This is a genomic window from Arthrobacter humicola, assembly GCF_022803015.1.
Classification (GTDB): domain Bacteria; phylum Actinomycetota; class Actinomycetes; order Actinomycetales; family Micrococcaceae; genus Arthrobacter; species Arthrobacter humicola_A.
The window spans coordinates 613485-637300 of the sequence record NZ_JAFKON010000001.1; the positions used below are offsets into that span (position 1 = coordinate 613485).

Consider the following 23816-nt stretch of genomic DNA (forward strand, 5'->3'; position numbering starts at 1 on the left):
AGCCCGGATCAGGCGGAAATCTTGTCCGCCATGCCGGAGTGTGCCGCGCGGGCCGCCGGCACGCCGTCGCCGTCCTGGCCGTACAGCCAGTCGTTGTACCGGAAATCGTTGTCCATCCGGCTCTTGAAGAGCAGGTTGCGCAGCGTCCGGGCCAGCCCGGAGACGTGCCAGGAGTCGCCCCAGACGCGGGCGGTGCGCTGGACCCTGGCGGTGCGGCCGGCGCGGAGGCTGTTGAATTCCTTGATCGCGCCGTCCCAGGCTGCGGGGTTGACGCCGTCGGCAGTGAACACGGTGCCGTTGGTGACGTCCTGCAGCACTGCTGCGTCCTCGAGCGCCTGGCAGGCGCCCTGGGCCAGGTACTGCAGCATCGGGTGCGCGGCGTCGCCCATCAGCACCATCCGGCCGGCCACCCAGTTTTCGATCGGATCGCGGTCGTACATGGGCCAGCGCATGCTGGTGCCCAGGTTTTTCAGCGCAGCCTGGACGGCGGGTACGCAGTCCTTGTACGCGGCCTCGAGCTCGTCGACTCCCCCGTACTGCTCCTCGCCGCGCTCAAAGGAGGCGGACTTGAAAACGGCCACGGTGTTCAGCAGCTCGCCCTTGCGCAGCGGGTACTGCACCAGGTGGCAGTCCGGTCCGAGGTAGACAATGACGTCCTCCAGGTCCGCTTTGGGTGTGTGTTCGGTTATGGGCACGGTGCCGCGGTAGGCGACGTAGGCCGAGGGGACCGGCTCGTCGCCGGCAACGAGCGGGCGCAGGGTGGACTTGAGCCCGTCGGCGCCGATGACGACGTCGGCCTCGTAGTCCACGCCGGCGGCCGTGTGGGCCACTCCCCTGCCGTTCACGGTCTCCACGCTCTCGACCATGACATCGTTGACCAGTTTCACGCCCGCCGCTTCGCAGCCCTCGAGCAGGACCCGGTGCAGGTCGCTGCGGTGGATCACCACGTAGGGCGCACCGTAGCGTTCCTCGAATTCCCCGCCGAGGCTCTGGCGCGTGAGCTCCTCGCCGGTGACGGCGTCGCGGAAGACCAGGTGCTTGGGCTGGACGCCAATCTCCAGGGCCTTGTCCAGCAGGCCCCAGCGCTTCAGGACGCGGGAGGCGTTGGGCGCCATCTGCAGCCCAGCGCCGACCTCGCCGAATTCGGGGGCCCGCTCCACGAGGGTGACGTTGGCGCCGCTTTCCCGCAGCGCGAGGGCTCCGGCCAATCCGGCCATTCCCCCTCCGATGACGAGGACATCAGTGGACAGTCCGTCGGTGGACAGGAAACTGGTGGACGGGACGTGCTCAGACATTGCTTGCTCCTGTTAGTGAAGGGGAGGTTGAGAGTTTTGATTTGAGTTTGAGCCCGACGGCGGCCAGCAGGACCGCTGCTATCGCGGCTGCACCGGCGAAGGCCAGGAAATTGGAATTGACGCCCAGTCCGGCAGCCAGCAGGAGGCCACCGATCTGGGGTGCGGCGACGGCGCCGATGCGGCCCGTCCCCAGCGCCCAGCCCAGCGCGGTCCCCCGCAGGTGCCCGGGATAGTGGCTCGCGACGGCGGCGATGATGAGGCACTGGGTGCCGTGGGTGCCGACGCCGGCGAGGACCAGCATGAGGTAGACGACCGTCACGGGCGGTCCCGTAACCAGGACCACGAGCGCGCCGGCGGCGACGGCGGCCGCGGCGATCGCCGTCGGGATCGGGCCGAACCGGGTCCCGGCCCAGGCCGTGATGACCGAGCCGGCCACCGCACCCAGGTTGAGGGCCAGGGCGAAGGTCAGGGCTGAGCCCAGGTTGTACCCGGCCAGCTGCATGAGGTTGGGCAGCCAGGTTCCCAGCCCGTACCAGGCGAACAGGGTAGCGATTGTCGCGAGGGCGAACAGCAGGCTCACCCCCAGGTAAGGGGCGCGGAGCAGGGACTTGAAGCCGATCGGCTCTTTGAGGTTGCGAGTTCGCCTGTCCTCGGCGCTGACCGGGGCCAGCGTCTCGGGCAGGTATTTCAGTCCGAGAGGCACCACGATCATCAGTGCGAGCACGGCCACGAGGAACATGGACTCCCAGCCGAAAGCAGGGATCAGTTGGATGCCGACGAGGGCGGCGATGGACCCGCCGATCGGGACGCCGGACATCATCAGGGTGGCGATGGTGGACCGCCACTTAGTGGGGACCAGTTCGGCAACGAGGGCGTTCGCCGAGGGCACCAGGCCACCGAGCCCAATGCCCGCCAAGAGCCGCAGCCCCCCGAAGACGGCTGCGTTGGGGGCGAAGGCGCAGAGGATGGTGAAAATCGAGAAGACGATGGCACAGCCCAGGATGGTGCGGCGGCGGCCCCACGAGTCGGCCATCCGGCCGGCGAAGATCGCCCCGATCATCATGCCGACGAAAGCCATGGAACCAATGGTCCCGGCGGTGGCCTTGGTCAGCCCCCAACCGGTCTCGGAGATCAGGGAGGACTGGACCGTGCCGTAGACGATCAGGTCGTAGCCATCGAAGACCACCAACAGCCAGCAGACCAGGACGGCGGCTGCCGAGCCTTTGGAGAACCGTGATGCAGGCCCACCAACGGTAGAGGGGGAAGGGGCCCCCGGCGAAGACCGTTGCGGCACTGCAACAGATTGTGTGTGATTCATGCCACTCACTGTCCTAGCCGCCGCAGGTGAACCACAATACAATTCTGATGTGCAGAACAACCCATCCGGCAGAGCGGCCCGGAAGCCCGTCCAGAAACGGCCCACCTATTCCATCGAGGCGGTGGACAACGCGCTGCAGCTCCTCCAGCTGCTCCGCGACGGCGGAGCACTCCGGCTCAAGGACGCCGCCGAGGAGCTGGACGTGGCGCCCTCCACCGCCCACCGCCTGCTGGCGATGCTGGTCTACCGGGGTTTCGCCGTGCAGGATGAAAACCGCCGCTATGTCCCCGGCCCGGCAATGGGCGTCGGGCCGGCCGGCCTGAGCTGGACCCGGCTGCTCCGGTCACTGGCCCAGCCGCACATGGAGCTTCTCTCTGCACGGCTCAACGAGACGGTGAACCTCATGGTGCGGGTGGGGACGAAAGTGCGCTTCCTGGCGACGGTGGAAGGGAGCAATGTGCTGCGGGTTGGTGACCGGCAGGGGACGGTGATGGCCGCCAACAAAACGTCGGGAGGCAAGGCCATGCTCGCCGAACTGGAACAGCCGATGATCGACCAGCTCTTTCGCAGCAACAATGCCGAGATTGGCGGGGACACCATTGCGGCCGCGGAGTACCCGGCGTTCCTGCGCGAGCTTGAATCCGTCCGCAGCAACGGATTCGCGGCCAATTTCGAAGGCACGGAAGAGGGCGTGAGCGCGCTCGGGATGGCCCTTCACAACCGGCACGGGCACGTGGTCGGCGCACTCAGCGTCGCCACTCCGGCGACCCGCTTCCGCCGCGTGTTTGACGCCGGACTGGTCCCCGCCCTGCGGGAAACCTGCCGGCAGCTGGAGATCGATATCGCGGCCAACCCGGCCGAGCCGGACTGAGCACCGCGGCCGCCCGGTTCCGGGAATTCTGACCAGCAGAATATGTTGGGGGTCACACACCGGCATCCGTAGAGTCGAACTACGCCAAAGAACTGTTCTGACCTACCGAGGAGGCCCACGTGTCCATCAGCGCCGAGAACACGACTCACGAATCAGTGGCCGCGGGGCACACTGCTCCGGAGCCGACGCCCGAAGAAGCTGCCCAGCTCAAAGAGCTGTACCGGGATTTTGACCGCGAAAACCTGATCCCGCTGTGGACCGAGATCGCAGACCTCATGCCGATGGTCCCGACCCCCAAGGCGGTCCCCCACGTCTGGCGGTGGAGCGACCTGTACCCGCTGGCTGCCCGTGCCGGCGATCTGGTCCCGGTGGGCCGGGGCGGGGAACGCCGGGCCATTGCCCTGGCCAATCCAGGCCTGGCCGGGACGCCGTACGCCACCCCCACGCTGTGGGCGGCCATCCAGTACCTCGGCGCCCGGGAAACGGCTCCGGAGCACCGGCACTCGCAGAACGCGTTCCGCTTCGTCGTCGAGGGCGAAGGGGTCTGGACTGTGGTGAACGGGGACCCGGTGCGGATGTCCCGCGGCGATTTCCTGCTGACCCCGGGGTGGAACTTCCACGGGCACCACAACGACACCGATGAGCCGATGGCCTGGATCGACGGCCTGGACATCCCGTTCGTGCACTACGCTGACGCCGGCTTCTTCGAATTCGGCACCGAGCGCGTCACCGACGAGGCCACTCCGGACATCTCCCGCTCCGAGCGGCTCTGGGCGCACCCGGGCCTGCGCCCGCTGTCGGGCCTGGATGACACCACGAGCTCCCCCATTGCGGCCTACCGCTGGGAACATACGGACCGTGCCCTGTCCGAGCAGCTGCTGCTCGAGGACGAGGGCCACCCGGCCACTGTGTCCCAGGGCCACGCCGCCGTCCGCTACACCAACCCCACCACCGGCGGGGACGTGATGCCGACCATCCGGGCCGAATTCCACCGCTTGCGCGGCGGGGCCAGCACCGAGGCCGTCCGCGAGGTCGGTTCCAGCGTCTGGCAGGTCTTCGAAGGCTCCGGCTCCGTGGTCCTCAACGGCGAAACCAGGACCCTGGCCAAGGGCGACCTCTTCGTGGTCCCGTCCTGGCAGGAATGGTCGCTGCAGGCCGGAACCCAGTTTGATCTGTTCCGCTTCAGTGACGCCCCCATTTTTGAACGGCTGAACTTCAACCGCACCTACATCGAAGGACGCAACAAGTAATGAGACTCCTCACCCTCCGCACCTCTGTTGGAGACAAGACAGTAACTAAGGCCGTCCGCCAGGACGGCGACACCCTGACCGAGATCGACGGCTTCGCCGACGTCGGAGAACTGCTCCGTACCCAGGGCTGGGAAGCGACGGCGAAGGCGGCGAACGGCGCCACGTACCCGGCCGAGGGCGCCGACCTGGACGCCGTGGTCCCCTCCCCCGGCAAGATCATCTGCGTGGGCCACAACTACCGCAACCACATCAAGGAAATGGGCCGGGAGGTCCCCGAGTTCCCCACCCTGTTCGCCAAGTACCAGGAATCACTGATCGGCCCCAACGATGACCTGGCCCTGCCGCAGGAATCCGACGCCGTCGACTGGGAAGCCGAACTCGCCGTCGTGATCGGCAAAAAAGGCCGCCGGATCAGCGAAGCCAACGCCGCGGACCACATCGCCGGCTACGCCGTCCTGAACGATGTGTCCATGCGCGACTACCAGTTCCGCACCATCCAGTGGCTGCAGGGCAAGACCTGGGAGAAGTCCACCCCGTTCGGCCCGGCCCTGGTCACCAAAGACGAGTTCACCGCCGGGCCGCTGATGACCTCCGCGGTCGACGGCGAAGTCCAGCAGAGCACCCCGACAGGGGATCTCGTGTTCACCCCGGAGTTCCTGGTCTCCTACATTTCCACGATCATCACGCTGAACCCGGGCGACGTGATCGCGACCGGCACCCCGGGCGGGGTGGGCCACGCCCAGGACCCGAAGCGCTACCTGCAGGAAGGCCAGATCCTGGTCACCACCATCGAGGGACTGGGCCAGCTGAAGAACCGCGTCATCAAGGAAGCCTGATGGTTGCCCGCCAGGACCAGACGACGGACCCGGAACTGCTCGCGGCGCTGCTGCAGGCCCGGCGCGGCACGGCGTTCTTCGCCCGCAAGCTCAACGAGCTCTCCGACACGGAGCTGGACGGCGACTCGCTGCTGCCGGGCTGGACCCGCCGCCACATCACGGCGCACATCGGCTACAACGCCCGGGCGATCGCCCGGCTCATCGAGTGGGCGGCCACCGGAGTGGAGACCCCGATGTACGCCTCCACTGCGGTCCGGGACCACGAGATCGACTTCGGCGCCACGCTGAGCCCGATCGCGCTCCGGCACCTCTTCGACCACTCGGCCGTGCACCTGAACGTCGAATGGCGCGACCTGCCCGGGGACGCCTGGCACCACAAAGTCCGCACCATCCAGGGCCGGGAAGTGCCCGCCACGGAAACGGTGTGGATGCGCAGCCGCGAAGTCTGGATGCACGCCGTCGACCTCGCCAACGGCGCGAGCTTCGCCGACATCCCGGCACCGGTGCTGGAACGGCTGCTGGCGGACATCACCGGCGCCTGGCACACCCGCGGCACCGACAAAGGCCTCGTGGTTAAGGTCCCCGACCGCGACCTCACGTTCGGGGACACGACGTCGGCGACCCCCACCGTGGTCTCCGGACCGCTGGCCGCCGTCGTCGAATGGGCCGCCGGCCGCGGCAATGGCGGCGTCACAGCTACCGGGCCCGGCACTGAAGCGAAAGACGGGACGGTTCCAGCCGCCCCGAAGTGGATTTGAGCACTGGCTCAACGGTCGTGAAAGCGGAAGGCCCCCTCGGCGAGGGGGCCTTCCGCTTTTCGTGCCTGGTTGCGTCAGCCCAGGTGCACGACTGGAGTATCGCCAGCTGATCCGGTGAACGTCTCGCGGTCGATGTTAATGAGCAGCAGGGCTACCGGGGCAATCAGGATCGCGACGCCTGCGGCCCAAAGGAACACCAAGGCATAACCTGCAGAGAGGGCCGCCAGCGTCACGCCACCGGCCGTGGCTGCTGCGGCGATGGTGCTGAACAAGGCGATGCCGAGGGAGCCGCCGATCTGCTGCGAGGCGTTGACCAACGCACTGGCCACACCGGAGTCATCCTTGTCCACGCCGAACAGGGCAAGGTTCTGCATGGGCACGAACACCATGCCCAGCCCGATGCCTAGGAGAAGCAGGGCGGGGAGCATGTTGACGAAGTAGCTGCCCTCGGCGCTGACCTGGGTGAGCCACAGCATCGCAGCCGCCATGAAGACCGGCCCCACGGCGGTCGGGATTTTGGCCCCCAGTTTCGGCAGGTTCTTCGCGACGAGCGCTGCCGTGATGATTACCGCAACCGTCATCGGCAGCGAAGCCAGCCCGGCGAGGAACGGAGCGAAGCCCAGCACGATCTGGATGTAGAAGTTGATGAACAGGATGCCGCCAATGAGGACAGCGCCGGAAAGGAACGACGCCAGGAAGGCGGCCGCGCGGTTTCGTTCGGTGGCCACGCGCAGAGGCAGGAGCGGATGCCTGACTTTGGTCTCGACCAGGACGAAGACTGCCAGGAGAACTGCACCGGCGGCAATGAAGCCCCAGGCTTCGGGGGCATCCCAGCCGTGCTCGGCGTTGGTGAAGCCGTAGACGAGGGATCCCAGGCCGAGGGCTGCCAGAATAACCCCGGGCCAGTCGTACTTGGTGGACCCTTGGGCCCTGCTGTCACTGACCAGGGACCACACGCCGAAGAGGGCGATGGCGGCAATCGGCACATTCACGAAGAAGCACCAGCGCCAGCTCACGTGTTCGGTCAAAAACCCGCCCAGCAGGACACCGGCGGCCGCGCCGACGCCGGTGATGGAGCCGAAAATCGCAAACGCCGTGCCGCGGTCCTTTCCGCCCGGAAAGGCGACGGTCAGCAGCGCCAAGGCAGCAGGGGCCAGCAGCGCAGCGAACACGCCCTGCAGCGCGCGGGCGCCGATCAGCTCCCAGGGCTGCTGTGCGATGCCGCCGACCAGGGACGCGGCGGCGAAGCCGACGGCGGCCACAAGGAACGTCCGCTTGCGGCCCCAGAAGTCTGCAATGCGTCCGCCGAGCAGCAGGAACGCGCCGAAGGCCAGCGCGTAGGCGGTGACCACCCAGGACCGCGTCGCGTCGCTGATCCCCATCTCGAGCTGGAGACGCGGCAGCGCCAGGTTCACGATCGTGCCGTCCAGCACCACCATGAACTGCGCGAGGGCGAGGAACCCCAGCGCCCACCAGCGGTTCCCTGGCCTGCTCCCCCGCCGGACGACTGCCTCTTCCAACTGTGTTGCCATACCCATGTCCCATCCTCCAAAGTAGTAATACTTATAAAAGTATAACTATCGAGGACGACGGATCACGACCCTGGAAGGGGGTGATGTGGGTTACTCGGGTTCGGACAGTATCGAGGCGAGGCGCTGCAGGGCCGGGAGGCTGGCGGCAATTTGCTCGCGCTCTTCAGGCAGCAACCGGGAACTGGCCGACACCAGCGCCCCCGCCCAGGCACCCTCGAGGAGCGCCTTGATCCGCTGGGATTCGGCCGTGGGGTGGAGGGCGACGTAGCGCTTGTCCGCGGCGTCGCGGATCCTGGTGACGAGGCCTGCGGCGACCAGCTCACGCAGCTGGACGCTGACGTTGCTGAACTGCCGGCCCAGACGGGAAGCGACTTCCGCGACGGTGATGCCGGGGTTGCTTTCGATGACGCGGAGGATTTCCAGCACGCCGTTGGACAGCGGCCGGACGCCGGTGTCATTGTGTGACTTCCGCCGGACGTCGGCGGAAATGTCGATCACGGCGACGGCCAGGGCCCGGTGGTCGACGGCCTTGTCCAGCGCTTCGCCTGCGCCAATGCTTTCCATTCCATAAGCATAGGCGTCCATCTGCGAGGGCAGGCTTAGCCTTCGTCGCAGAGCAGGTGATACCAGTTATCGGCGAGCACCTCGAGTGCGTGTTCCCGGTTTGGTTCAAACTTCCGTCGGGTCCAGAGCGTGGCCACGTAGTCGAGCGAGGTGAAGGCAAGGGTGCCCCGAATGTGGTGCGTCTCCTCCGGGAAGCGCCCTGCCAGCTCCATTCCGCGCACGAGGTCCGAAATGACCTCCTCATGCCATCCCTCGACCAAGGCGCGCACTTCGCGATCGATGGCTGCGGCCTCCTCGAGCACGTCTAGGTACGGGCGGAAGACCGGCCAGAGCGCCGCCCGCGACTCCAGCCAGGCCAGGATGCCCGCCAGCTCGCCCGCCCGCACGACGTCGACGAGCTCGGCCGCGGTCGATCCCCGTTCGGGGCCGGCCGCGCGATCCAGGACGGCATTGACGCGGGCCATGAAGTCCCGCATCAGGTCGCTGCGCGTGGGGTAATAGGCGTAAAAAGTCACCCGGGTGGTGCCGGCCGCAGCGGCGATCTCATCGATCGTCGTCGCGGCGTACCCCTTCTCGGTGAAGAGCTCCAGCGCCCGTTCGACGATCACGTCGCGGGTCAGCTGCTTCTGGGCTTCTCGCAACGACGACATGGATCAATCCTAACGGTGTTGTGCGGCGTCAGGTTCGAGCGGGCGCCGCCGCACGCAGCGCGGCCGGACCGACGTCGGCGAACCGGCGCAGCTTGGGGACGGGGATCCGGTAGTTGAGCGCGGCGGCGGTGCCGAAACCGTCCGTGTTGTCCCAGCGAAGCAGCATCGAGTCCTCGGCCCCGCCGGGCTCGCAGTAGTCGGGAGGCCCGACAGCCGGCGCGAAGCCCGCCGACTTGAGCGAGAGGCCGAAGCCCTCCGTCCAGAAGTACGGCTGGAAGTCGAACTCGGGCGCCGCGTCACCCTTGAGGAGGCCGACGCCGGCGATCCTGGCCTGGTCGATGGCGCTGGTCCACAGGGGCACCCGTTCCACCCCGCGGCGGGTCGGGAAGGACGCCACATCGCCGGCGGCGACGATGTCCGGCCGGAGCCTGCCGCGGGAATCGACCCGCAGCTGTCCGTCGATGAGAAGGTTCGAGCCGGCGAGCCAGCCGATGTTCGGCGCGTCCCCGATGGCGGTGACCACCAGGTCGGCCTCCAGCGCGGTGCCGTTGGCCAGGACGACCTTTGCCCCGGCACCGTGATCGACAAGCCGGGCCTTCCCGCCGCCGACCACGCGCAGTCCGCGCCGGATGGCGGCGGCGGTGAAGATATCCGCCAGATGGTCGCCGAGCTGACGCGCCAGGGGCTTGCCGTCGGAGACGAGGGTGACCTCGCAGCCCGCGTGCACGCAACCGGACGCGACCTCCATGCCCAGCGCTCCACCGCCGAGCACGATAACCGACGGGCGCGATGCGACGCGTTCCTTGAGGAGGATCGCATCCTCGATGGTGCGCAGGGTGAGTTCCCGGTGGGAGCCGTCCCGTTGCGGTCCGGCTGCTCCCTTCTTCTGCGTCTTTTGCGCACCCGCCCCGAGTCGCTTTGCCCGGGAACCCGAAGCGATGACGAGGCCGTCATACGGCAGCTCCCCTCCCCCGTCCAGGCGCACCAGCCGGGCCTCGACGTCCAGGCCTGTGGCGCTGACTCCGAGCAGGTCCGTTGCCTCGTGGGTCGGCTCGGGGAGCACATGGGGTTGGAGTCCGCCGTCGCTGTTCCCGCCGACAGTGTTGTCATCGACAGCGTGCAGCAGCGCCTTGGAGAGGGCCGGCCGGCTGTAAGGCTGGTGGCGCTCAGCGCCCACAACAGTGAGCTCGCCGTCGAAGCCGGCCGAGCGCAGCGAGTCGCAGGCCGTGAGTCCGGCGATGCCGTTGCCGACCACCACGATCTTTCGCATCGTCATGCCGCGGCCAATCGCAGTGCGGCAACCGGGCAGACCCTTACCGCCGCCTTCGCGGCGTCCAGGTCAGCGCCTTCCACGTCGGGTACGTCGAGTACCAGCTCGCCGTCATCGTCGAGGTGCATCAGCCGGGGCGCGGCTTCTTCGCAGAGGCCGTGTCCCTCGCAGCGCGGCCGGTCGAGTTGGATCCTCATGCTGCCACCACCTTGGCGACCTGGAGCGACTCGAGGCTCCGCGTGATGTTGCTCGGCTCCCGGACCTCGTCGGAGACCGTCAGCGTTTTCACCCTGCGGGCAAGCGCCTCAATAATCGCATGCGCTTCCAGTTTCGCCAGGCCCTGGCCGGCGCAGCCGTGCGGTCCGTAGCCGAAGGACAGGTGGTCGACCGGGTTCCGCATCACGTCGAAGGTGTCGGGATCCCCGTAGTGCCGCGGGTCGCGGTTGCCGGCCCCAAAGAGGATGCCCACCTGGGCACCTGCGGGAATCGTGACGCCCTCGATCTCCACGTCGCGCATTGCCTTGCGGCCCCAGATGTGAACCGGGGCCCAGTAGCGCAGCACTTCGGCGAACGCTGCGGGGACCAGGTCCGGGTTCTTCCGGACCAGTTCGAACTGCTCCGGGTGGCGGCCGAACAGCGCGATGATGTTCCCGATTGACGCGATTGTCGTATCAACGCCGGCTCCCAGGTACTGATGGATGATGTGCCCCGCAGAGCCCTGGGGAATGTCGCCGCGTGTCTCGGCATCGAAAATACCTCGGCCGATTGAGCCGGGTGTGAGGTCTTCTGCGGTGACCGACGAGCACCAGCCGTAGAGCTCGCCGGCGATCGGGAAGCTCTCCTGGGTGCGCTGGTTCAGCGGGCCGATGACCTGCATCGCGGCCTGGCCCCAGCGCAGCATGTTGTCCTTGACGTGTCCGCTGAAGCCAATGAGGTCGGCAACGATTTCGATCGGGAAGGCCCGGGCCAGGGAATCGATGGCATCGAAGCTGCCGCTGGCGGCGAGCTCGGCGACGAGCTTGTCCGCCTTTTCGTCGATGACGACTTTCAGGCCGCGGAGCGCCCGGGGGGTGAGGTTCTGTGACAGCGTGGCGCGGAGCTGCGTGTGGATGGGCGGGTCGGAGGCGAGGGAGGTGCCCTGAAGCGCTTCGTTCACCATGGGGTTGAAGCCGATGCTGGTGGACGAGAAGGTCTCCGGGTCGCCGAGCGCATCGCGGATGACGTCGTAGCGCGTCAGGACGTAGAGGCTGTTCTTGGGGAGGTGGACCACTGCGGCCTGCTCGCGGAGCGCGGCGTAGGTGGGGTAAGGGTCGACCAGGATGTCGTCGTCCCAGATGTCGATGACGGATTCGGTGGGTGCAGTCACAGTGTTCTCCTTGTGGATGGTAGGTGGTCAGCCCGGGGCCGGAAGCCGTCAGGCTTGGACGATCGCTTCGGCATTGGAATCAGTGGTTGTCGAGGTTTCCGTGATGGCCTCGGGCGCGGGCGCCGAGGACCGGGCAGAGATGAAGAGGGTGAGAGTGGCGGAGAGGATCGCCGCGATGCCCGCGGTGAGGTATACAGCCTGGAATCCCTGGCCCAGTGAGGTCCCTGCCACGCCCTGGATTTGCGGCTGTGCGGCGTTGAGGGCCTGGACCATACCGTCGACCGCCGGGGTGGGCGCGCCGCCGGCCAGTGCCTGGCCGGAGAACTGGGCGATGACCCCGTCCCAGCCGGCGAGGAAGCCCAGCGGCGGCACGTTCGCCAGCCCGCTGACGGCCTCTGCGGGCAGTCCCGCCCCGCCGAGGATCCCGGCAAGGGGACCCGCGAAGGCCGTGGCTCCGATGCCGAAGGCGATGGCTGAGCCTACAACGGGGCCGAGGGCGAAGCCGAAGTCGCGTAGGAGGTTCGTTGTCGCCGAAGCCATGCCGATCTGCTGGGGCGGGACGGTGTTGATGGCAACAGCGGTGACGGAACCGACGGTGAGCGCGAATCCGATACCCAACAGCAGGAGCGGCGGAATGAAGGCCGTCCAAGGGGTGCCGCCGAAGGCCTCCGGAGTGCCGAGGGCGAATGTCGAGAGCCAGAAACCGGAAACTGCCATGAGGACGAAGCCCGCGGTGAGCACCCAGCGCGGTGCTACGTGGTGGATGAGCCACCCCACCACCGGGATGAAGGCGAATGCCGGGCCCTGAATGAAGACGAACAGCACACCGACCTTCCAGGTCTCGGCCAGCGCGAGTCCACTGACGGCGACGCTGGTGCTGAAGCAGATCGCGAGGAAGGCGAACATGCCGGTGACCGCCACAATGCCGGTGATCGAGAAGGCGCTGTTCTTGAACAGCGACAGGTGAATCAGTGGCTGCGCGGTGCGTGATTCGATGACGATGAAGGAGACCAGGAGGATTCCGCCGGCGACGTAGCTTGCAATCACCTGGGCGCTGCCGAAGCCGGCATCAACCGCTGTCACCGTGGCGTAGAGGACGGCGATAAGTCCGAGCGCGAGCGTAATCTGGCCGGGGATGTCCAACTTGCGCCCCTCGGCTGCTGCGGAGTCCTTCGCCCGGAGCGCGACGAGGAGTACGAGCACGGCAATGGCGGCCGCAACCAGGTAGGCCGCCCGCCAGCCGCTGAACTCGTTCCGCGCACCCGGCGCAGCACCCGGCACTGTGAAGAATTGCGCGGTGAAGCCAGCGAGCACTGGGGAGATGACCGCGCCGAGGGACAGGAACCCGGCCCACGTGGCGATGACCTTCGCCCGTGCGCGGTGATCCGGCGTAATCGCGGCGATCATGGACAGCGAGATGGGGAACAGGATGCCCGCCCCGATGCCGCCGACGGCTTGGGCGGCGATCATCATCTCGGTTGTCGGTGCCAGCGCTGCCAGGACGGAGCCGACGATGCTGACCCCGGCTCCGATGTACAGAAGCTTCTTGCGTCCGAACAGGTCACCCAGGAGGCCCCAGCTGAGCTCGAACACGACAATACCCATCAAGAACATGCCCGCGATCCAGGTCAGGCCCGCGCCTGAAGTATGGAATTCCGCGGCGAACGTGCCGCTGAGGGCGCCCGGCAGCGCGTTCGTGATCTGGGCCAGTGTGACTGCGCTGTAGGCGGCCACGAACGTCGCTCGTACCGAGCCGCGGCTCGGTACCGAAATGGTCTGACTCATCGATGAAACTCCTTTGTTTCCGGTCGATTCTCCGGTGACGCGCCATGACTGGTGCCCTGCCGGAGCAAGAGCCGGCAGGCGGAGGGTGGATGTGGCGCTCACCACAGTCTGATGTCAATCTTTACAAGCTGTCAAGAAAATGTACTTAACGTTGGCTTCATGAACGCGTCGACAGCTCGGAGCCGTGTACGGCTCGTATGTTTTCTTGACACGATGTAAAGAAAGGTGTGATGCTGGCTACACCGCAACGGGGCTACGGCACGGTCAGGCACCGCGGCGCCCCTGTATTCAGCACCCGATCTTCAAGGGAGAAGCCAAGTGAGTCACACCACACCCGTCGATAGCGGGGACGCGTTCCACGCCCCCACCGGGCAAACCGTCAATACCGTATTGGGCCCCGTCCCTGCCGCGGAGCTGGGCGTTGTCGCGCTCCATGAGGCCTTGTTGTCAGTGGTCCCGGGCGCCCAGTACGCCCCTGAGATCTCCATGGACCGGGCGGAGATCTTCGAGGCCCTGGCGGCCAAGCTCGCGGACTTCCGCGAGCACGGCGGGCAGACGATCGTCGACAGCACGGGCATGTTCCACGGCCGCGACCTCAAGCTCTACGAGGCGTTGTCCCGCACCACCGGCGTCCACATCGTCGCCTCCACGGGCCTGGGCCCGGAGGAAGAACTCGGCGGATACTTCCTGACGCCGCAGACCAACCCGCCCACCCCGTGGCCGGCTGACAAGTTCGCCGATCTCTTCGGCAAGGAAGTCACTGAGGGGATGGTGGTTCCCCGGGTGGAGCGCCGCGCCGCCGCCGGCATCGTCGCGACCATTGCCGACCGCGCCGGCATGACCCCGACCGAGGAAAGCCTGTTCCGCGGCTCCGCCCGCGCCGCCAGGAACACCGGCGTCCCGGTCTCCATCCGTTTCGGCGCCGATGTCCTGCACGATCTGGACATCGTCCTGGACGAGCAGATCCGAGCCGACCGGGTACTCGTCGGCGACCTGGACCGCAAGGACGCTGCCGGCTCCGCCATCGAGGTGGCCGGCCGGGGCGCCTTCGTCGGCATTGACCACGTGGGCCTGAACGACCACGCGGACTACCTCACCGACCATGACCGCGCCGAACTGGTGCTCGGGCTCGTCAAGGCAGGCCATGCCGACAGGATCATCCTCTCGGGCAACTCGATCGGCGTTGCCAAAGGTCTGCCAGAGTACAACCTGCCCTACAGCCACGTCCTGACGACGTTCGTGCCGTTCCTCAAGGCCCACGGACTGAGCGACGAAGACGCCCGGCGCATCCTCGTGGATAACCCGCGCAACCTGCTGACCGTGCACTAAGCACGCCCCGGCCCACCCACAACAAGCTTTCGAAACCATGAGGTGAACGAATGACCAAGGTCAACACCGTGCTGGGAACCATCCCGGCCGAAGAACTGGAAATCGTGGCGGTCCACGAACACATCGGCTACGGCATGCCCGGGTCCGAACTGGACACCAAATGGTGGAAGTCGCCGGAGCAGGCTTACGAGGAAACCGTGCCGAAGCTGCGGAAGTTCCGCGAATACGGCGGCGGCACCTTCGTGGACGCCACGGGCATCTGCAACGGCCGCGACGTCGACTACTACAAGTCCCTGTCCCGGAAGACGGGCGTGCACATCGTTGCCTGCACCGGCTTCGTCGGCGGCGACACCGCCCTGCCGCACTTCTCCCGCGCGAGCGTGGACTACCTCACGAAGGTCTTCATCCACGAGATCACCGTCGGCATCGGCAACACGGGCGCCAAGGCCGGCGTCATCAAGGTCGGCGTCAGCCGCGGCGGACGCATGACGGACCTGGACAAGCGCATTTACCGGGCCGCGGCCCGCGCCGCCGTCGTCACCGGCGCTCCGGTCCTGACCCACCTGGCCATCGACCCGGAACCGGCCGTGACCATCTTCAACGAAGAGGGCCTCCCGCTGGACCGCGTGCTCTTCGGCCACGCCGACGACGGCCTCAACGCTCCGATCACCCCGCACGATTGGATCTACGAGCAGGGCGGCCGCATCGGCTTCGACACGTTCGGCTACGACCTCGAGCTGCCGGATCCACCGTTTTGGGGCCGCAAACGTGCCGAACGCATGGAGCACTTCGTCAACCTCGTGAACAAGGGCTATGCGGACAAGCTCCTCGTCTCGGCCGACGCAAACTGCAGCCCGCTGGGCTGGCCGGGCGTGAAGGGCCACACCATCAACTACATCTTCGAGGACATGATCCCCGACATGCGCACCGCCGGCATCGACGACGCCACCATCAAACGCCTGCTCGAGGACAACCCGGCCGACTTCCTGTCCCTTCACGCCTGATCCCGGACAGACCACCACAACTTGCCCGTTCCGCCACACATGGCCCGGGCCCAGAAAGAGTCAAGAAAGAGATGAAACCATGAAGGCTGAAGACATCAAGAACCTCAAAATCGCCATCGTCGGCGCAGGGTACGGCGGCGCAGCGGCGGCCAAGGCCCTAAGCCTGCTCGGTGCCGACGTCAGCGTGTACGAACAGGCATCCCAGATGCGGGAGGTCGGCGCCGGCATCGGGCTGCGTCCTGCCACCATGCACCGGTTCAGCCAGTGGGGCATCTTCGACACGATCGCGAACGTAAGCTCCCCGAGCGACTACTTCGAAATCCTCACCGCCACAGGTGAGCCGATCATGAAGGACACCTGGCCTGAGTTCGGCGAGCAGAGCCAGACCCACCTCATCCACCGCGGCGACTTCATCGATGCCCTCCTGAGCGTGCTGCCGCAGGGCATGGTGCACCTTGGCCACAAGCTCGAGACCATCGAGGACAAGGGCAGCCGCTCCGTCCTGACCTTCACCAACGGCAAGACGGTCGAGGCGGACCTGGTGGTCGGCGCCGACGGCATCAAGTCAGTCGTGCGCGAGCAGCTCTTCAGCGGCAAGGCCCCCGTGTTCTCCGGCGAACACGCCTACCGCGCTGTGATCTCCGCCGACGACGCCCACGGCATGGTGGTGGACGACAACCTGCGGATGTACATGGGCAGGGGCACGAAGGTCTACCTGCTGCCCCTGCGCCACCGCAACCAGATGTCCTTCGATATCACCGCACTGTGCCCGGACAGCACCTGGGCCCCCACCATCACGAAGGATGACCTCGTGGCGACGGTGGAGGGCTTCGACGAGCGGATCGTCAACATCGCCCGCGGCCTCGACATGGACACCGTCAACATCCGCGCCGTCTACGACATCGACCCGGTCGACACATGGCACACGGACTCCGTCGTGCTCATGGGCGATGCGGCCCACTCGATGCTGCACCACCAGGGCCAGGGCGCCAACTCGGCCATCGAGGATGCCGGCGCGCTCGCCGATGCCTTGGCGGAGGCCGGCACGGTCAAGGATGCACTGGCCCTGTTCCAGGCAACCCGCAAGCCGGTAACGGACGAGCTGCAGCGCATCTCGCGTCAAGGGTGGACCGAGGACGAGGTCAATGACGTCTTCCCGGGGCAAAAGCCCACGTCCCAGAAGCCCGCCGCCGTCAACGCACCAGCAGAGTCGAAGGCCTGACCCATGACCATCCATCCCGAAATTGCCAAGATCCTCAGCACCCTGCCGGCGCCCGACGGGTCGCCGCTGAACCCCGGGGCCATGCGCGCCGGCGAGGCCGCGCAAATTCCCGCCTTGGCCGACCGTATGCCGCTGCACTCGGTCGAGGACGCCACCGCAGTGACGCCATCGGGCGAGGTGCCCGTGCGGATCTACACGCCGGCCGGGGCCGACGCTCATGGGCTTCTGGTGTACCTCCACGGCGGGGCGTTCTTCCTCGGCAGCCTGGACACGCACGACCACGTTGCCCGGGCCCTGGCCAAGGAGACCGGTCATAAGGTCATCTCTGTCGGCTACCGCCTGGCGCCTGAGGCCGCTTTCCCTGCCGGCCTCGACGACTGCTACGGGGTGGTCCGTTGGGCCGCCGAGCAGGGTACGAGCCTGGGCTGGGACGGGAAGAACCTCGCCATCGCCGGCGACAGTTCGGGCGGCAACTTCGCCGCCGCCGTCGCCGCGAAGGCCCACGACGACGGGTTTGACCGGATCACGCATCAGGTCCTCTTCTACCCGTCCCTGGACCTGGACTTCGACGTCGACCGCTACGCCTCGCTGCGGGAGAACGCCGAAGGATTCGGGCTGGAGACGGCGGGCCTCAAGCCGTTCAACTCCTTTTACCTTGAGAACGGGGCGGACCCGGCGGACCCGCTCGTCTCCCCCATCAAGCGCGATGACCTCGCAGGCCTGCCGGCGGCCCTCATCCTCACCGCCGAGCACGACCCCCTGCGCGATGAGGGCGAACTTTACGGCCAGCGGCTGGCGGAGGCCGGCGTCGTGGCGACCGTCAGCCGCTACGCGGGGGCCAACCACGGCTTCGTCCAGAACTTTTCCTGGATCCCGGAATTCTACCGGGCCTTCGAGGAGGCAGGCGACTTCCTGAACGCGGGGGCCGGGCAATGACGGGGCCAGTCGCTGTTCATCCCCTGGTCTCGCCGTGGGGCCGGTTCGGACTCTACAGCTTCTTCATCGACGCTCCCGAGCCCGCCATCGTCGACACCGGGATCGCGTCTTCGCCTGCCGAAGGCATGATCCCGGCACTGGAGGCGATCGGCCGCCGGATCGAGGATGTGCGCTGGATCCTGCTGACCCACGGCCACATCGACCACCTCGGCGGTGCGCACGCCCTGTGGGAGCTCACCGGACGGCGCGCGAAGGTCGTGATCCACGAGGCCGACGCGCCTCTGCTGCGCTCCCGGCGCGCGCACGTCGACCAGTACGTGGACGTGCGCCAGCAGTACATCGACAATCCGAATGCCGTCGAGGAGCAGACGAAAGCCGCGAACCACGTCATCTCCGGCGAGATGGAGCCGACCATGCTGGTTAAGGGCGGCGAGACCCTCGCCCTGGGCGGTGACGTCACCGTCTCGGTCCACCACATCCCCGGCCACACGGCCGGGTCCGTCGCCTACGTCGTGGACGGGCAGCAGTCGGTCTTCGTCGGCGACGCCGTGCAGATCCACGGAGCGGCCAACGGCTTCCCCGGCTACGAGGATCCGGCCGCCTACCGCTCAAGCCTGCAGCACCTGCGCGACGACGTCCGCCCGCAACACCTGTACCTGGGCCACCCGTACCGGGGCGCTGACGGCGTGCCGTACGGCGTTGAACTGGACCGTGACGCGGCCCGGAACGCCCTGCAGGGAAGCCTGGACCTCGAGGCCCGAATCGACGACGCCGCCCGCCGGTACCTTCGCGACGGCCTCCAGGAGACGGACTCGCCATACTCGCCCTTCGCCCGCGTCGCCGCGGAACTCGGCTACGCGGGCGACCCCAGCCTCGAGCCGTCCCCGTTCTTCACGACGCTCCACGGCTACCGCACGGCCTTTGACCGCCTGACCAAAGATGAGGAGCTTCGCACCCATGGATGACCTGAAGATGTTGGATGCCGGCGGAGAGAAAATCGCCGTCCGCAAGGACCTCCGGGTCCCGATGCGGGACGGCGTCGAGCTCGCCGCGGACGCCTATCACGGTACCGGGGACAAACCGCGCCCCGCCCTCGTGGCCCTGAGCCCCTACGGCAAAGAATTGCAGGCGCTGGCCCTCACAACCCCGCCACAGCGGCGCCCCAGCCCGATGTGGGACGGCTGCATCGAGGCCGGCGACATCGCCCGCATCGTCAAAGAGGACTACGTCCACGTCATCGGCGACCTGCGCGGCTCGGGCCACTCCGGCGGCGAACATATCGGCAACTACAACGCCGGTGGCGTGTCGCTTGGCCAGGACGCCTACGACTTCATCGAGTGGGTCGCCGGGCAGCCGTGGTGCGACGGCAACGTCGGCATGGTCGGCATCTCCTATTTCGGCTCCATGCAGGTGCTGGCAGCGGCCGAGCGGCCGCCGCACCTGAAGGCGATCTTTGTCTCCGGCGGCCACTACGACTTCTACGAGACCACCTACCACGGCGGCATCATGTGGTTCATGCCGCGTGCCGCACGCGAGGGCCGCGGCGGCGACTCCGGCTGGGCGTTCACCGACAACGTCAAGTCCCGCATGATCGAGAAGTACTCCCCCGCGGAATTGAAGAAGCTCGTCGCCGCGCGCCTGGAGGATCCCGACGTGGCCGCCTGGCCGAACCTGGTCCATGTCCTGAACTACCCGAAGAACCACGAGGCCTGGTTCGACATTGTGATGAACGAGCTCGACGGGGACTGGTACGAGGAGCGCAACCCCATCACGCTGGCCCCGAACATCGACATCCCGGTCTACCTGCAGATCGACCAGGGCCGCGGCTGGACGATGGACGGCACGATTGAGCTGTTCAACGAGCTGAAGGGCCCCAAGAAGCTGGACATCGGCCCGTACCCGCCTATGCAGTCGCGTCCCTTCAGCGAAGAACACGACAAGATGTTCCGGTGGTACGACTACTGGATCAAGGGCATCGACAACGGCGTCATGGACGAGCCGGCCGTGAGCGTCTTCGTGGAGGGCTCGCGTGAGCTGGTGACTGCGGAGGCGTGGCCGCCGAAGGACGTCGAGTACAGTTCCCTCTATCTGCGCCCGCGGCACAAACTGTCGACCGAGCCCGAGCTGATGGGCGCGGAGTACGCCGCCCCGGACGGCTTCTACCAGGCGCCGCTGACAGTGACCGACAAGGTGGAGATCATCAGCTGGTCCACCCCTGCCTTCGAGGAGGACACGGAGATGATCGGCACCGGTGCCGCGCACATCTTCGCCGAAATCGACCAGCCGGACACCAACTTCATCCTCCGCCTGTGGGACTACGCGCCCACCGGCGCGCGCCAGCTGATCACCAGCGGATACCTGAAGGCCTCGCACCGCGAACTTGACGACCGCAGCACCGAGGGCAACCCGCACCACCCGCACACCCGCACTGTGCCGGTGGAGCCGGGGACGATCGAGGAGTACGTCCTGCGCCTCTATCCGTTCGCGAACACCTTCAAGCCGGGCCACAAGCTCACCGCAGAGCTCTCCAACGGGGAGCCGCTGGCCGACGAGCACAACGCGCTGCTGCCGCCGGACGCCTTCCACCTGCCGGTGGGCCGGCCCGTCACCCACAAGATCTACCGCGACGCCGCCCACCAGTCCAGGCTGGTCCTGCCGTTCACCTCCCGCCAGACGGCGGATGGCCAGACGGCGGACCTCCAGGCGCACTGATGCCGTGCGGCAGCTGACAACGCCGGGGCGCAGCCAACAGGCTGCGCCCCGGCGTTGCCGGCTCACTCAGCCAGCAGGAAGCACCAGTTCTCGACCATCAGATCCAGTGAAGTATCGCGGTCCACGGTCCAGCCGAGCCGCATCCAGCGCCGGGAAAAGAACTCCAGTTCGCCGAAGGCCAGCGCGCACCGGACCCGGCGGCTGGCCGGGTCAAAACGCCCGGCGCTGTCGAGGCCCGCCTGCATGTCATCGATCGCCGTGTCGAACCACTGGTCCAAAGCCGCCTGGATGTCCGGTTCGCTGGCCGCGGCCTGGTGAGCCGCCACCACATAGGGGCGGATGTCGGCCCACTGGTCAAATTTCCGGGCCAGCCAGACCCTGATCAGCTCACGGTCCCCGGACTCCACCACCGAATGCAGCGGCGGGACATCGGCCTCCGTCAGCATCGCGTTGGACCGCTCGACGAGCGAGCGCATGAGCTGGGCTTTGGACGGAAAATGCGAATAGAAGGTTGCCCTGGTGGTGCCCACGGCAGCGGAAATGTCATCCACCGTGGTGGCGGCGAACCCTTTCTCCTCGAAAAGCTCCAGCCCCTTGTCGAGGAAAAGCCGGCGGGTCATCTGCTTTTGAGCGTCTCGAATGCTTGCCACGCCCCCAGATTAGTCCCCCGATTCACCGCATTCGTTCACTTGATGCCGTTTTCAGCCACTGAACCGACGTAGGCCGCCAGGTGCTCGCCGGTGAGGGTGGAGCGGGCGGCCACAAGGCTGCCGGGCGTGCCCTCGAAAACGATCCGGCCGCCGTCGTGCCCGGCGCCGGGACCAAGGTCGATGATCCAGTCGGCGTGCGCCATGACCGCCTGGTGGTGCTCGATGACGATGACCGATTTGCCGGAGTCGACGAGCCGGTCCAGGAGTCCCAACAGGTTCTGGACGTCGGCGAGATGCAGGCCGGTGGTGGGCTCGTCGAGGACGTAGACGTCACCCTTCTCCGCCATCTGGGTGGCGAGCTTGACGCGCTGCCGCTCGCCACCGGACAGCGTGGTGAGCGGCTGGCCCAAGGTGAGGTAGCCGAGCCCGACGTCGACGAGCCGGTCGAGGATCTTGTGGGCCGCCGGGGTGCGGGCCTCCCCTTCGCTGAAGAACACCTCGGCCTCGGTCATAGACATGGCCAGCACCTCGGAAATATTCCGGCCACCCAACGTGTACTCCAGAACTGCTGCCTGGAACCGCCGTCCCTCGCAGTCCTCGCACGTGGATTCGACGGTGGCCATGACACCGAGCTCGGTGAAGATGACACCCGCGCCGTTGCAGGTGGGGCATGCACCCTCCGAATTGGAGCTGAACAGCGCCGGCTTCACGCCGTTGGCCTTCGCGAACGCCTTGCGGATCGGCTCGAGGAGGCCCGTGTACGTCGCAGGGTTGCTGCGCCGCGAACCCTTGATGGCGCCCTGGTCGATCACTACCACACCGTCCCGGCCGTCCACCGAACCGTGGATCAGCGAGCTCTTGCCCGAACCTGCAACACCCGTGACGACGCAGAGCACGCCGAGCGGGACGTCGACGTCCACATCCTTGAGGTTGTGCGTCGAGGCGCCCCGCACCTCGAGCGTGCCGGACGGGGTGCGCACGGAGTCCTTCAACCTGGCCCGGTCGTCGAGGTGCCGCCCGGTGATGGTGTCGCTCGCCCGCAGGCCTCCCACGGTTCCCTCGAAGCACACGCTGCCGCCCGCGGTACCCGCGCCGGGGCCAAGGTCAATGACGTGGTCGGCGATGGCGATGGTCTCCGGCTTGTGCTCGACGACGAGTACGGTGTTGCCCTTGTCCCGCAGCTGCAGCAGCAGCTGGTTCATCCGTTCGATGTCATGCGGGTGCAGGCCGATCGTCGGCTCGTCAAAGACGTAGGTGATGTCTGTGAGGGACGAGCCCAGGTGCCGGATCATTTTGGTGCGCTGGGCCTCGCCGCCGGACAGGGTGCCCGCCGGCCGGTCCAGCGAGAGGTAACCCAGCCCGATTTCTGCGAACGAGTCGAGCAGGTGCTGCAGGCCTTTCAGCAGGGGTGCGACGGAAGGGGCGTCAAGCTCGCGGATCCATGCGGCGAGGTCGCTGATCTGCATCTCGCAGAGGTCCGCGATGTTCTTGCCCTGGATCTTCGCGGACCTGGCCTCCGGGCTCAGCCGGGTGCCGTCGCACTCGGGGCAGGTCTGGAACGTGATGGCGCGCTCCACGAAGGCCCGGATGTGCGGCTGCATGGCGTCGACGTCCTTGGAGAGCATCGACTTTTGGATCTTCGGGATCACGCCCTCGTAGGTCAGATTGATGCCTTCGACCTTGATCTTGGTGGGCTCCTTGTAGAGGAGGTCGTGCATTTCCTTCTTGGTGAACTTCGCGATCGGCTTGTCCATGTCGAAGCCGGCGCCGCTGAAGATCCGGCCGTACCAGCCGTCCATGCTGTAGCCGGGGATCGTCAGGGCACCCTCGCTGAGCGACTTGCTGTCGTCGTACAACGCGGTGAGGTCGAAGTCCGAAACCGCGCCCATCCCCTCGCAGCGTGCGCACATGCCGCCAAGGTAGACCACATCGCGCACCACGCTCCGCTCGACCCGGCCGCCGGCTTTCTCGGTACTCATCACCCCGCTCGCCTTGCGCGTCGGGACGTTGAAGGAAAAGGCAGTCGGTGGCCCGATGCGGGGCATGCCCAGGCGGCTGAAGAGGATCCGGAGCATGGCGTTCGCGTCGGTGGCGGTGCCGACGGTGGATCGGGGGTTGGCGCCCATCCGCTCCTGGTCAACGATGATCGCCGTCGTCAGCCCCTCGAGGAGGTCCACCTCGGGCCGTGCCAGGTTGGGCATGAAGCCCTGCACAAACGCACTGTAGGTCTCGTTGATCATCCGCTGCGACTCGGCGGCGATGGTGGCGAACACCAGCGAGCTCTTGCCCGAGCCGGACACGCCGGTGAACACCGTCAAGCGGCGCTTCGGGATCTCGACGCTGATGTCCTTGAGGTTGTTCTCCCGTGCGCCCTGCACGCGGATCAGGTCGTGGCTGTCCGCTTCATGCAGCTCGGGCGGCTGCGTGTCCGTGCTCGTGGCAATGCTCATCGTGTCTCCATCTGTTGG

General features: G+C 67.0%; 21 protein-coding genes. 10 read left to right on the forward strand and 11 right to left on the reverse strand.

Annotation, left to right across the window (positions count from 1 at the left end; translation table 11 throughout):
• Positions 1 to 8: 8 nt before the first annotated feature.
• Both ARTB_RS02870 and ARTB_RS02875 read right to left on the reverse strand, forming a co-directional pair.
• Positions 9 to 1295 carry an FAD-dependent oxidoreductase gene (locus ARTB_RS02870; protein WP_243177545.1) on the reverse strand — a complete coding sequence of 429 codons (1287 nt, stop codon included), beginning with the start codon at positions 1293 to 1295 and terminating at the stop codon, positions 9 to 11.
• Positions 1288 to 2613, reverse strand: a complete 1326-nt coding sequence (locus ARTB_RS02875; RefSeq protein ID WP_243177546.1) for an MFS transporter — start codon at positions 2611 to 2613, stop codon at positions 1288 to 1290. Before ARTB_RS02875 ends, ARTB_RS02870 begins: the two co-directional genes overlap by 8 nt.
• A gap of 49 nt (positions 2614 to 2662) precedes the next feature.
• Between ARTB_RS02875 and ARTB_RS02880 the strand changes: the two genes are divergently transcribed.
• From ARTB_RS02880 to ARTB_RS02895, 4 genes are all read left to right on the forward strand, one after another.
• Positions 2663 to 3484 (forward strand): IclR family transcriptional regulator, encoded by an 822-nt coding sequence (locus ARTB_RS02880; RefSeq protein WP_243177548.1) that lies wholly within the window; start codon positions 2663 to 2665, stop codon positions 3482 to 3484.
• 119 nt (positions 3485 to 3603) lie between these two features.
• The gene (locus ARTB_RS02885; RefSeq protein ID WP_243177549.1) at positions 3604 to 4734 is read left to right on the forward strand and encodes a cupin domain-containing protein; all 1131 of its coding nucleotides are present in this window, start codon (positions 3604 to 3606) and stop codon (positions 4732 to 4734) included.
• The gene (locus ARTB_RS02890) at positions 4734 to 5570 is read left to right on the forward strand and encodes a fumarylacetoacetate hydrolase family protein (RefSeq protein ID WP_243177552.1); all 837 of its coding nucleotides are present in this window, start codon (positions 4734 to 4736) and stop codon (positions 5568 to 5570) included. Before ARTB_RS02885 ends, ARTB_RS02890 begins: the two co-directional genes overlap by 1 nt.
• Positions 5570 to 6328, forward strand: coding sequence for a maleylpyruvate isomerase family mycothiol-dependent enzyme (locus ARTB_RS02895; RefSeq protein WP_243177553.1), 759 nt, complete (start codon positions 5570 to 5572; stop codon positions 6326 to 6328). The genes ARTB_RS02890 and ARTB_RS02895 overlap by 1 nt, the downstream gene beginning before the upstream one ends.
• Before the next feature lie 74 nt (positions 6329 to 6402).
• On the opposite strand, the gene ARTB_RS02900 is transcribed toward ARTB_RS02895, so the two are convergent.
• From ARTB_RS02900 to ARTB_RS02930, 7 genes are all read right to left on the reverse strand, one after another.
• Positions 6403 to 7866 (reverse strand): MFS transporter, encoded by a 1464-nt coding sequence (locus ARTB_RS02900; RefSeq protein WP_243177555.1) that lies wholly within the window; start codon positions 7864 to 7866, stop codon positions 6403 to 6405.
• An 84-nt stretch (positions 7867 to 7950) separates the two neighbouring features.
• Complete coding sequence (locus ARTB_RS02905; RefSeq protein ID WP_243177557.1) at positions 7951 to 8424, reverse strand: MarR family winged helix-turn-helix transcriptional regulator; 474 nt, start codon at positions 8422 to 8424, stop codon at positions 7951 to 7953.
• Between the two features lie 35 nt (positions 8425 to 8459).
• Complete coding sequence (locus ARTB_RS02910) at positions 8460 to 9074, reverse strand: TetR/AcrR family transcriptional regulator (protein WP_223916318.1); 615 nt, start codon at positions 9072 to 9074, stop codon at positions 8460 to 8462.
• 28 nt (positions 9075 to 9102) lie between these two features.
• A complete protein-coding gene (locus ARTB_RS02915) occupies positions 9103 to 10350 on the reverse strand; it encodes an NAD(P)/FAD-dependent oxidoreductase (protein ID WP_243177559.1) in 1248 nt (415 codons plus the stop codon).
• Positions 10347 to 10541: a ferredoxin gene (locus tag ARTB_RS02920; protein WP_243177561.1), complete on the reverse strand. Its 195-nt coding sequence runs from the start codon at positions 10539 to 10541 to the stop codon at positions 10347 to 10349. Before ARTB_RS02920 ends, ARTB_RS02915 begins: the two co-directional genes overlap by 4 nt.
• Positions 10538 to 11710, reverse strand: a complete 1173-nt coding sequence (locus ARTB_RS02925; RefSeq protein ID WP_243177563.1) for a cytochrome P450 — start codon at positions 11708 to 11710, stop codon at positions 10538 to 10540. The genes ARTB_RS02920 and ARTB_RS02925 overlap by 4 nt, the downstream gene beginning before the upstream one ends.
• Positions 11711 to 11758: 48 nt before the next feature.
• The gene (locus ARTB_RS02930; protein ID WP_243177565.1) at positions 11759 to 13495 is read right to left on the reverse strand and encodes an MFS transporter; all 1737 of its coding nucleotides are present in this window, start codon (positions 13493 to 13495) and stop codon (positions 11759 to 11761) included.
• A 318-nt stretch (positions 13496 to 13813) separates the two neighbouring features.
• Between ARTB_RS02930 and ARTB_RS02935 the strand changes: the two genes are divergently transcribed.
• The 6 genes from ARTB_RS02935 to ARTB_RS02960 all read left to right on the forward strand — a co-directional run bounded on the left by ARTB_RS02935 (position 13814) and on the right by ARTB_RS02960 (position 20698).
• The gene (locus ARTB_RS02935) at positions 13814 to 14824 is read left to right on the forward strand and encodes a phosphotriesterase (RefSeq protein WP_243177566.1); all 1011 of its coding nucleotides are present in this window, start codon (positions 13814 to 13816) and stop codon (positions 14822 to 14824) included.
• 50 nt (positions 14825 to 14874) lie between these two features.
• A complete protein-coding gene (locus ARTB_RS02940; RefSeq protein ID WP_243177568.1) occupies positions 14875 to 15828 on the forward strand; it encodes a phosphotriesterase family protein in 954 nt (317 codons plus the stop codon).
• A gap of 79 nt (positions 15829 to 15907) precedes the next feature.
• A complete protein-coding gene (locus tag ARTB_RS02945; RefSeq protein ID WP_243177570.1) occupies positions 15908 to 17050 on the forward strand; it encodes an FAD-dependent monooxygenase in 1143 nt (380 codons plus the stop codon).
• A gap of 3 nt (positions 17051 to 17053) precedes the next feature.
• Positions 17054 to 17986, forward strand: a complete 933-nt coding sequence (locus ARTB_RS02950) for an alpha/beta hydrolase (protein WP_243177572.1) — start codon at positions 17054 to 17056, stop codon at positions 17984 to 17986.
• Positions 17983 to 18951: an MBL fold metallo-hydrolase gene (locus tag ARTB_RS02955; protein ID WP_243177574.1), complete on the forward strand. Its 969-nt coding sequence runs from the start codon at positions 17983 to 17985 to the stop codon at positions 18949 to 18951. The genes ARTB_RS02950 and ARTB_RS02955 overlap by 4 nt, the downstream gene beginning before the upstream one ends.
• Positions 18944 to 20698, forward strand: coding sequence for a CocE/NonD family hydrolase (locus tag ARTB_RS02960; RefSeq protein ID WP_243177576.1), 1755 nt, complete (start codon positions 18944 to 18946; stop codon positions 20696 to 20698). Before ARTB_RS02955 ends, ARTB_RS02960 begins: the two co-directional genes overlap by 8 nt.
• Before the next feature lie 62 nt (positions 20699 to 20760).
• Here the strand turns inward: ARTB_RS02960 and ARTB_RS02965 are convergent, their stop codons facing one another.
• Positions 20761 to 21348, reverse strand: a complete 588-nt coding sequence (locus ARTB_RS02965) for a TetR/AcrR family transcriptional regulator (protein WP_243177577.1) — start codon at positions 21346 to 21348, stop codon at positions 20761 to 20763.
• Between the two features lie 35 nt (positions 21349 to 21383).
• Complete coding sequence (locus ARTB_RS02970) at positions 21384 to 23798, reverse strand: ATP-binding cassette domain-containing protein (RefSeq protein WP_243177578.1); 2415 nt, start codon at positions 23796 to 23798, stop codon at positions 21384 to 21386.
• Between the last annotated feature and the right edge of the window lie 18 nt (positions 23799 to 23816).

Bases quoted from the DNA above. Each gene is read 5' to 3' on its own strand.
- ARTB_RS02870 (WP_243177545.1), bottom strand. From the start codon at position 1,295: ATGTCTGAGCACGTCCCGTCCACCAGTTTCCTGTCCACCGACGGACTG.
- ARTB_RS02920 (WP_243177561.1), bottom strand. From the start codon at position 10,541: ATGAGGATCCAACTCGACCGGCCGCGCTGCGAGGGACACGGCCTCTGC.
- ARTB_RS02950 (WP_243177572.1), top strand. From the start codon at position 17,054: ATGACCATCCATCCCGAAATTGCCAAGATCCTCAGCACCCTGCCGGCG.
- ARTB_RS02905 (WP_243177557.1), bottom strand. From the start codon at position 8,424: ATGGAAAGCATTGGCGCAGGCGAAGCGCTGGACAAGGCCGTCGACCAC.
- ARTB_RS02945 (WP_243177570.1), top strand. From the start codon at position 15,908: ATGAAGGCTGAAGACATCAAGAACCTCAAAATCGCCATCGTCGGCGCA.
- ARTB_RS02900 (WP_243177555.1), bottom strand. From the start codon at position 7,866: ATGGGTATGGCAACACAGTTGGAAGAGGCAGTCGTCCGGCGGGGGAGC.
- ARTB_RS02895 (WP_243177553.1), top strand. From the start codon at position 5,570: ATGGTTGCCCGCCAGGACCAGACGACGGACCCGGAACTGCTCGCGGCG.
- ARTB_RS02930 (WP_243177565.1), bottom strand. From the start codon at position 13,495: ATGAGTCAGACCATTTCGGTACCGAGCCGCGGCTCGGTACGAGCGACG.
- ARTB_RS02915 (WP_243177559.1), bottom strand. From the start codon at position 10,350: ATGACGATGCGAAAGATCGTGGTGGTCGGCAACGGCATCGCCGGACTC.
- ARTB_RS02940 (WP_243177568.1), top strand. From the start codon at position 14,875: ATGACCAAGGTCAACACCGTGCTGGGAACCATCCCGGCCGAAGAACTG.
- ARTB_RS02960 (WP_243177576.1), top strand. From the start codon at position 18,944: ATGGATGACCTGAAGATGTTGGATGCCGGCGGAGAGAAAATCGCCGTC.
- ARTB_RS02955 (WP_243177574.1), top strand. From the start codon at position 17,983: ATGACGGGGCCAGTCGCTGTTCATCCCCTGGTCTCGCCGTGGGGCCGG.
- ARTB_RS02875 (WP_243177546.1), bottom strand. From the start codon at position 2,613: ATGAATCACACACAATCTGTTGCAGTGCCGCAACGGTCTTCGCCGGGG.
- ARTB_RS02970 (WP_243177578.1), bottom strand. From the start codon at position 23,798: ATGAGCATTGCCACGAGCACGGACACGCAGCCGCCCGAGCTGCATGAA.
- ARTB_RS02890 (WP_243177552.1), top strand. From the start codon at position 4,734: ATGAGACTCCTCACCCTCCGCACCTCTGTTGGAGACAAGACAGTAACT.
- ARTB_RS02910 (WP_223916318.1), bottom strand. From the start codon at position 9,074: ATGTCGTCGTTGCGAGAAGCCCAGAAGCAGCTGACCCGCGACGTGATC.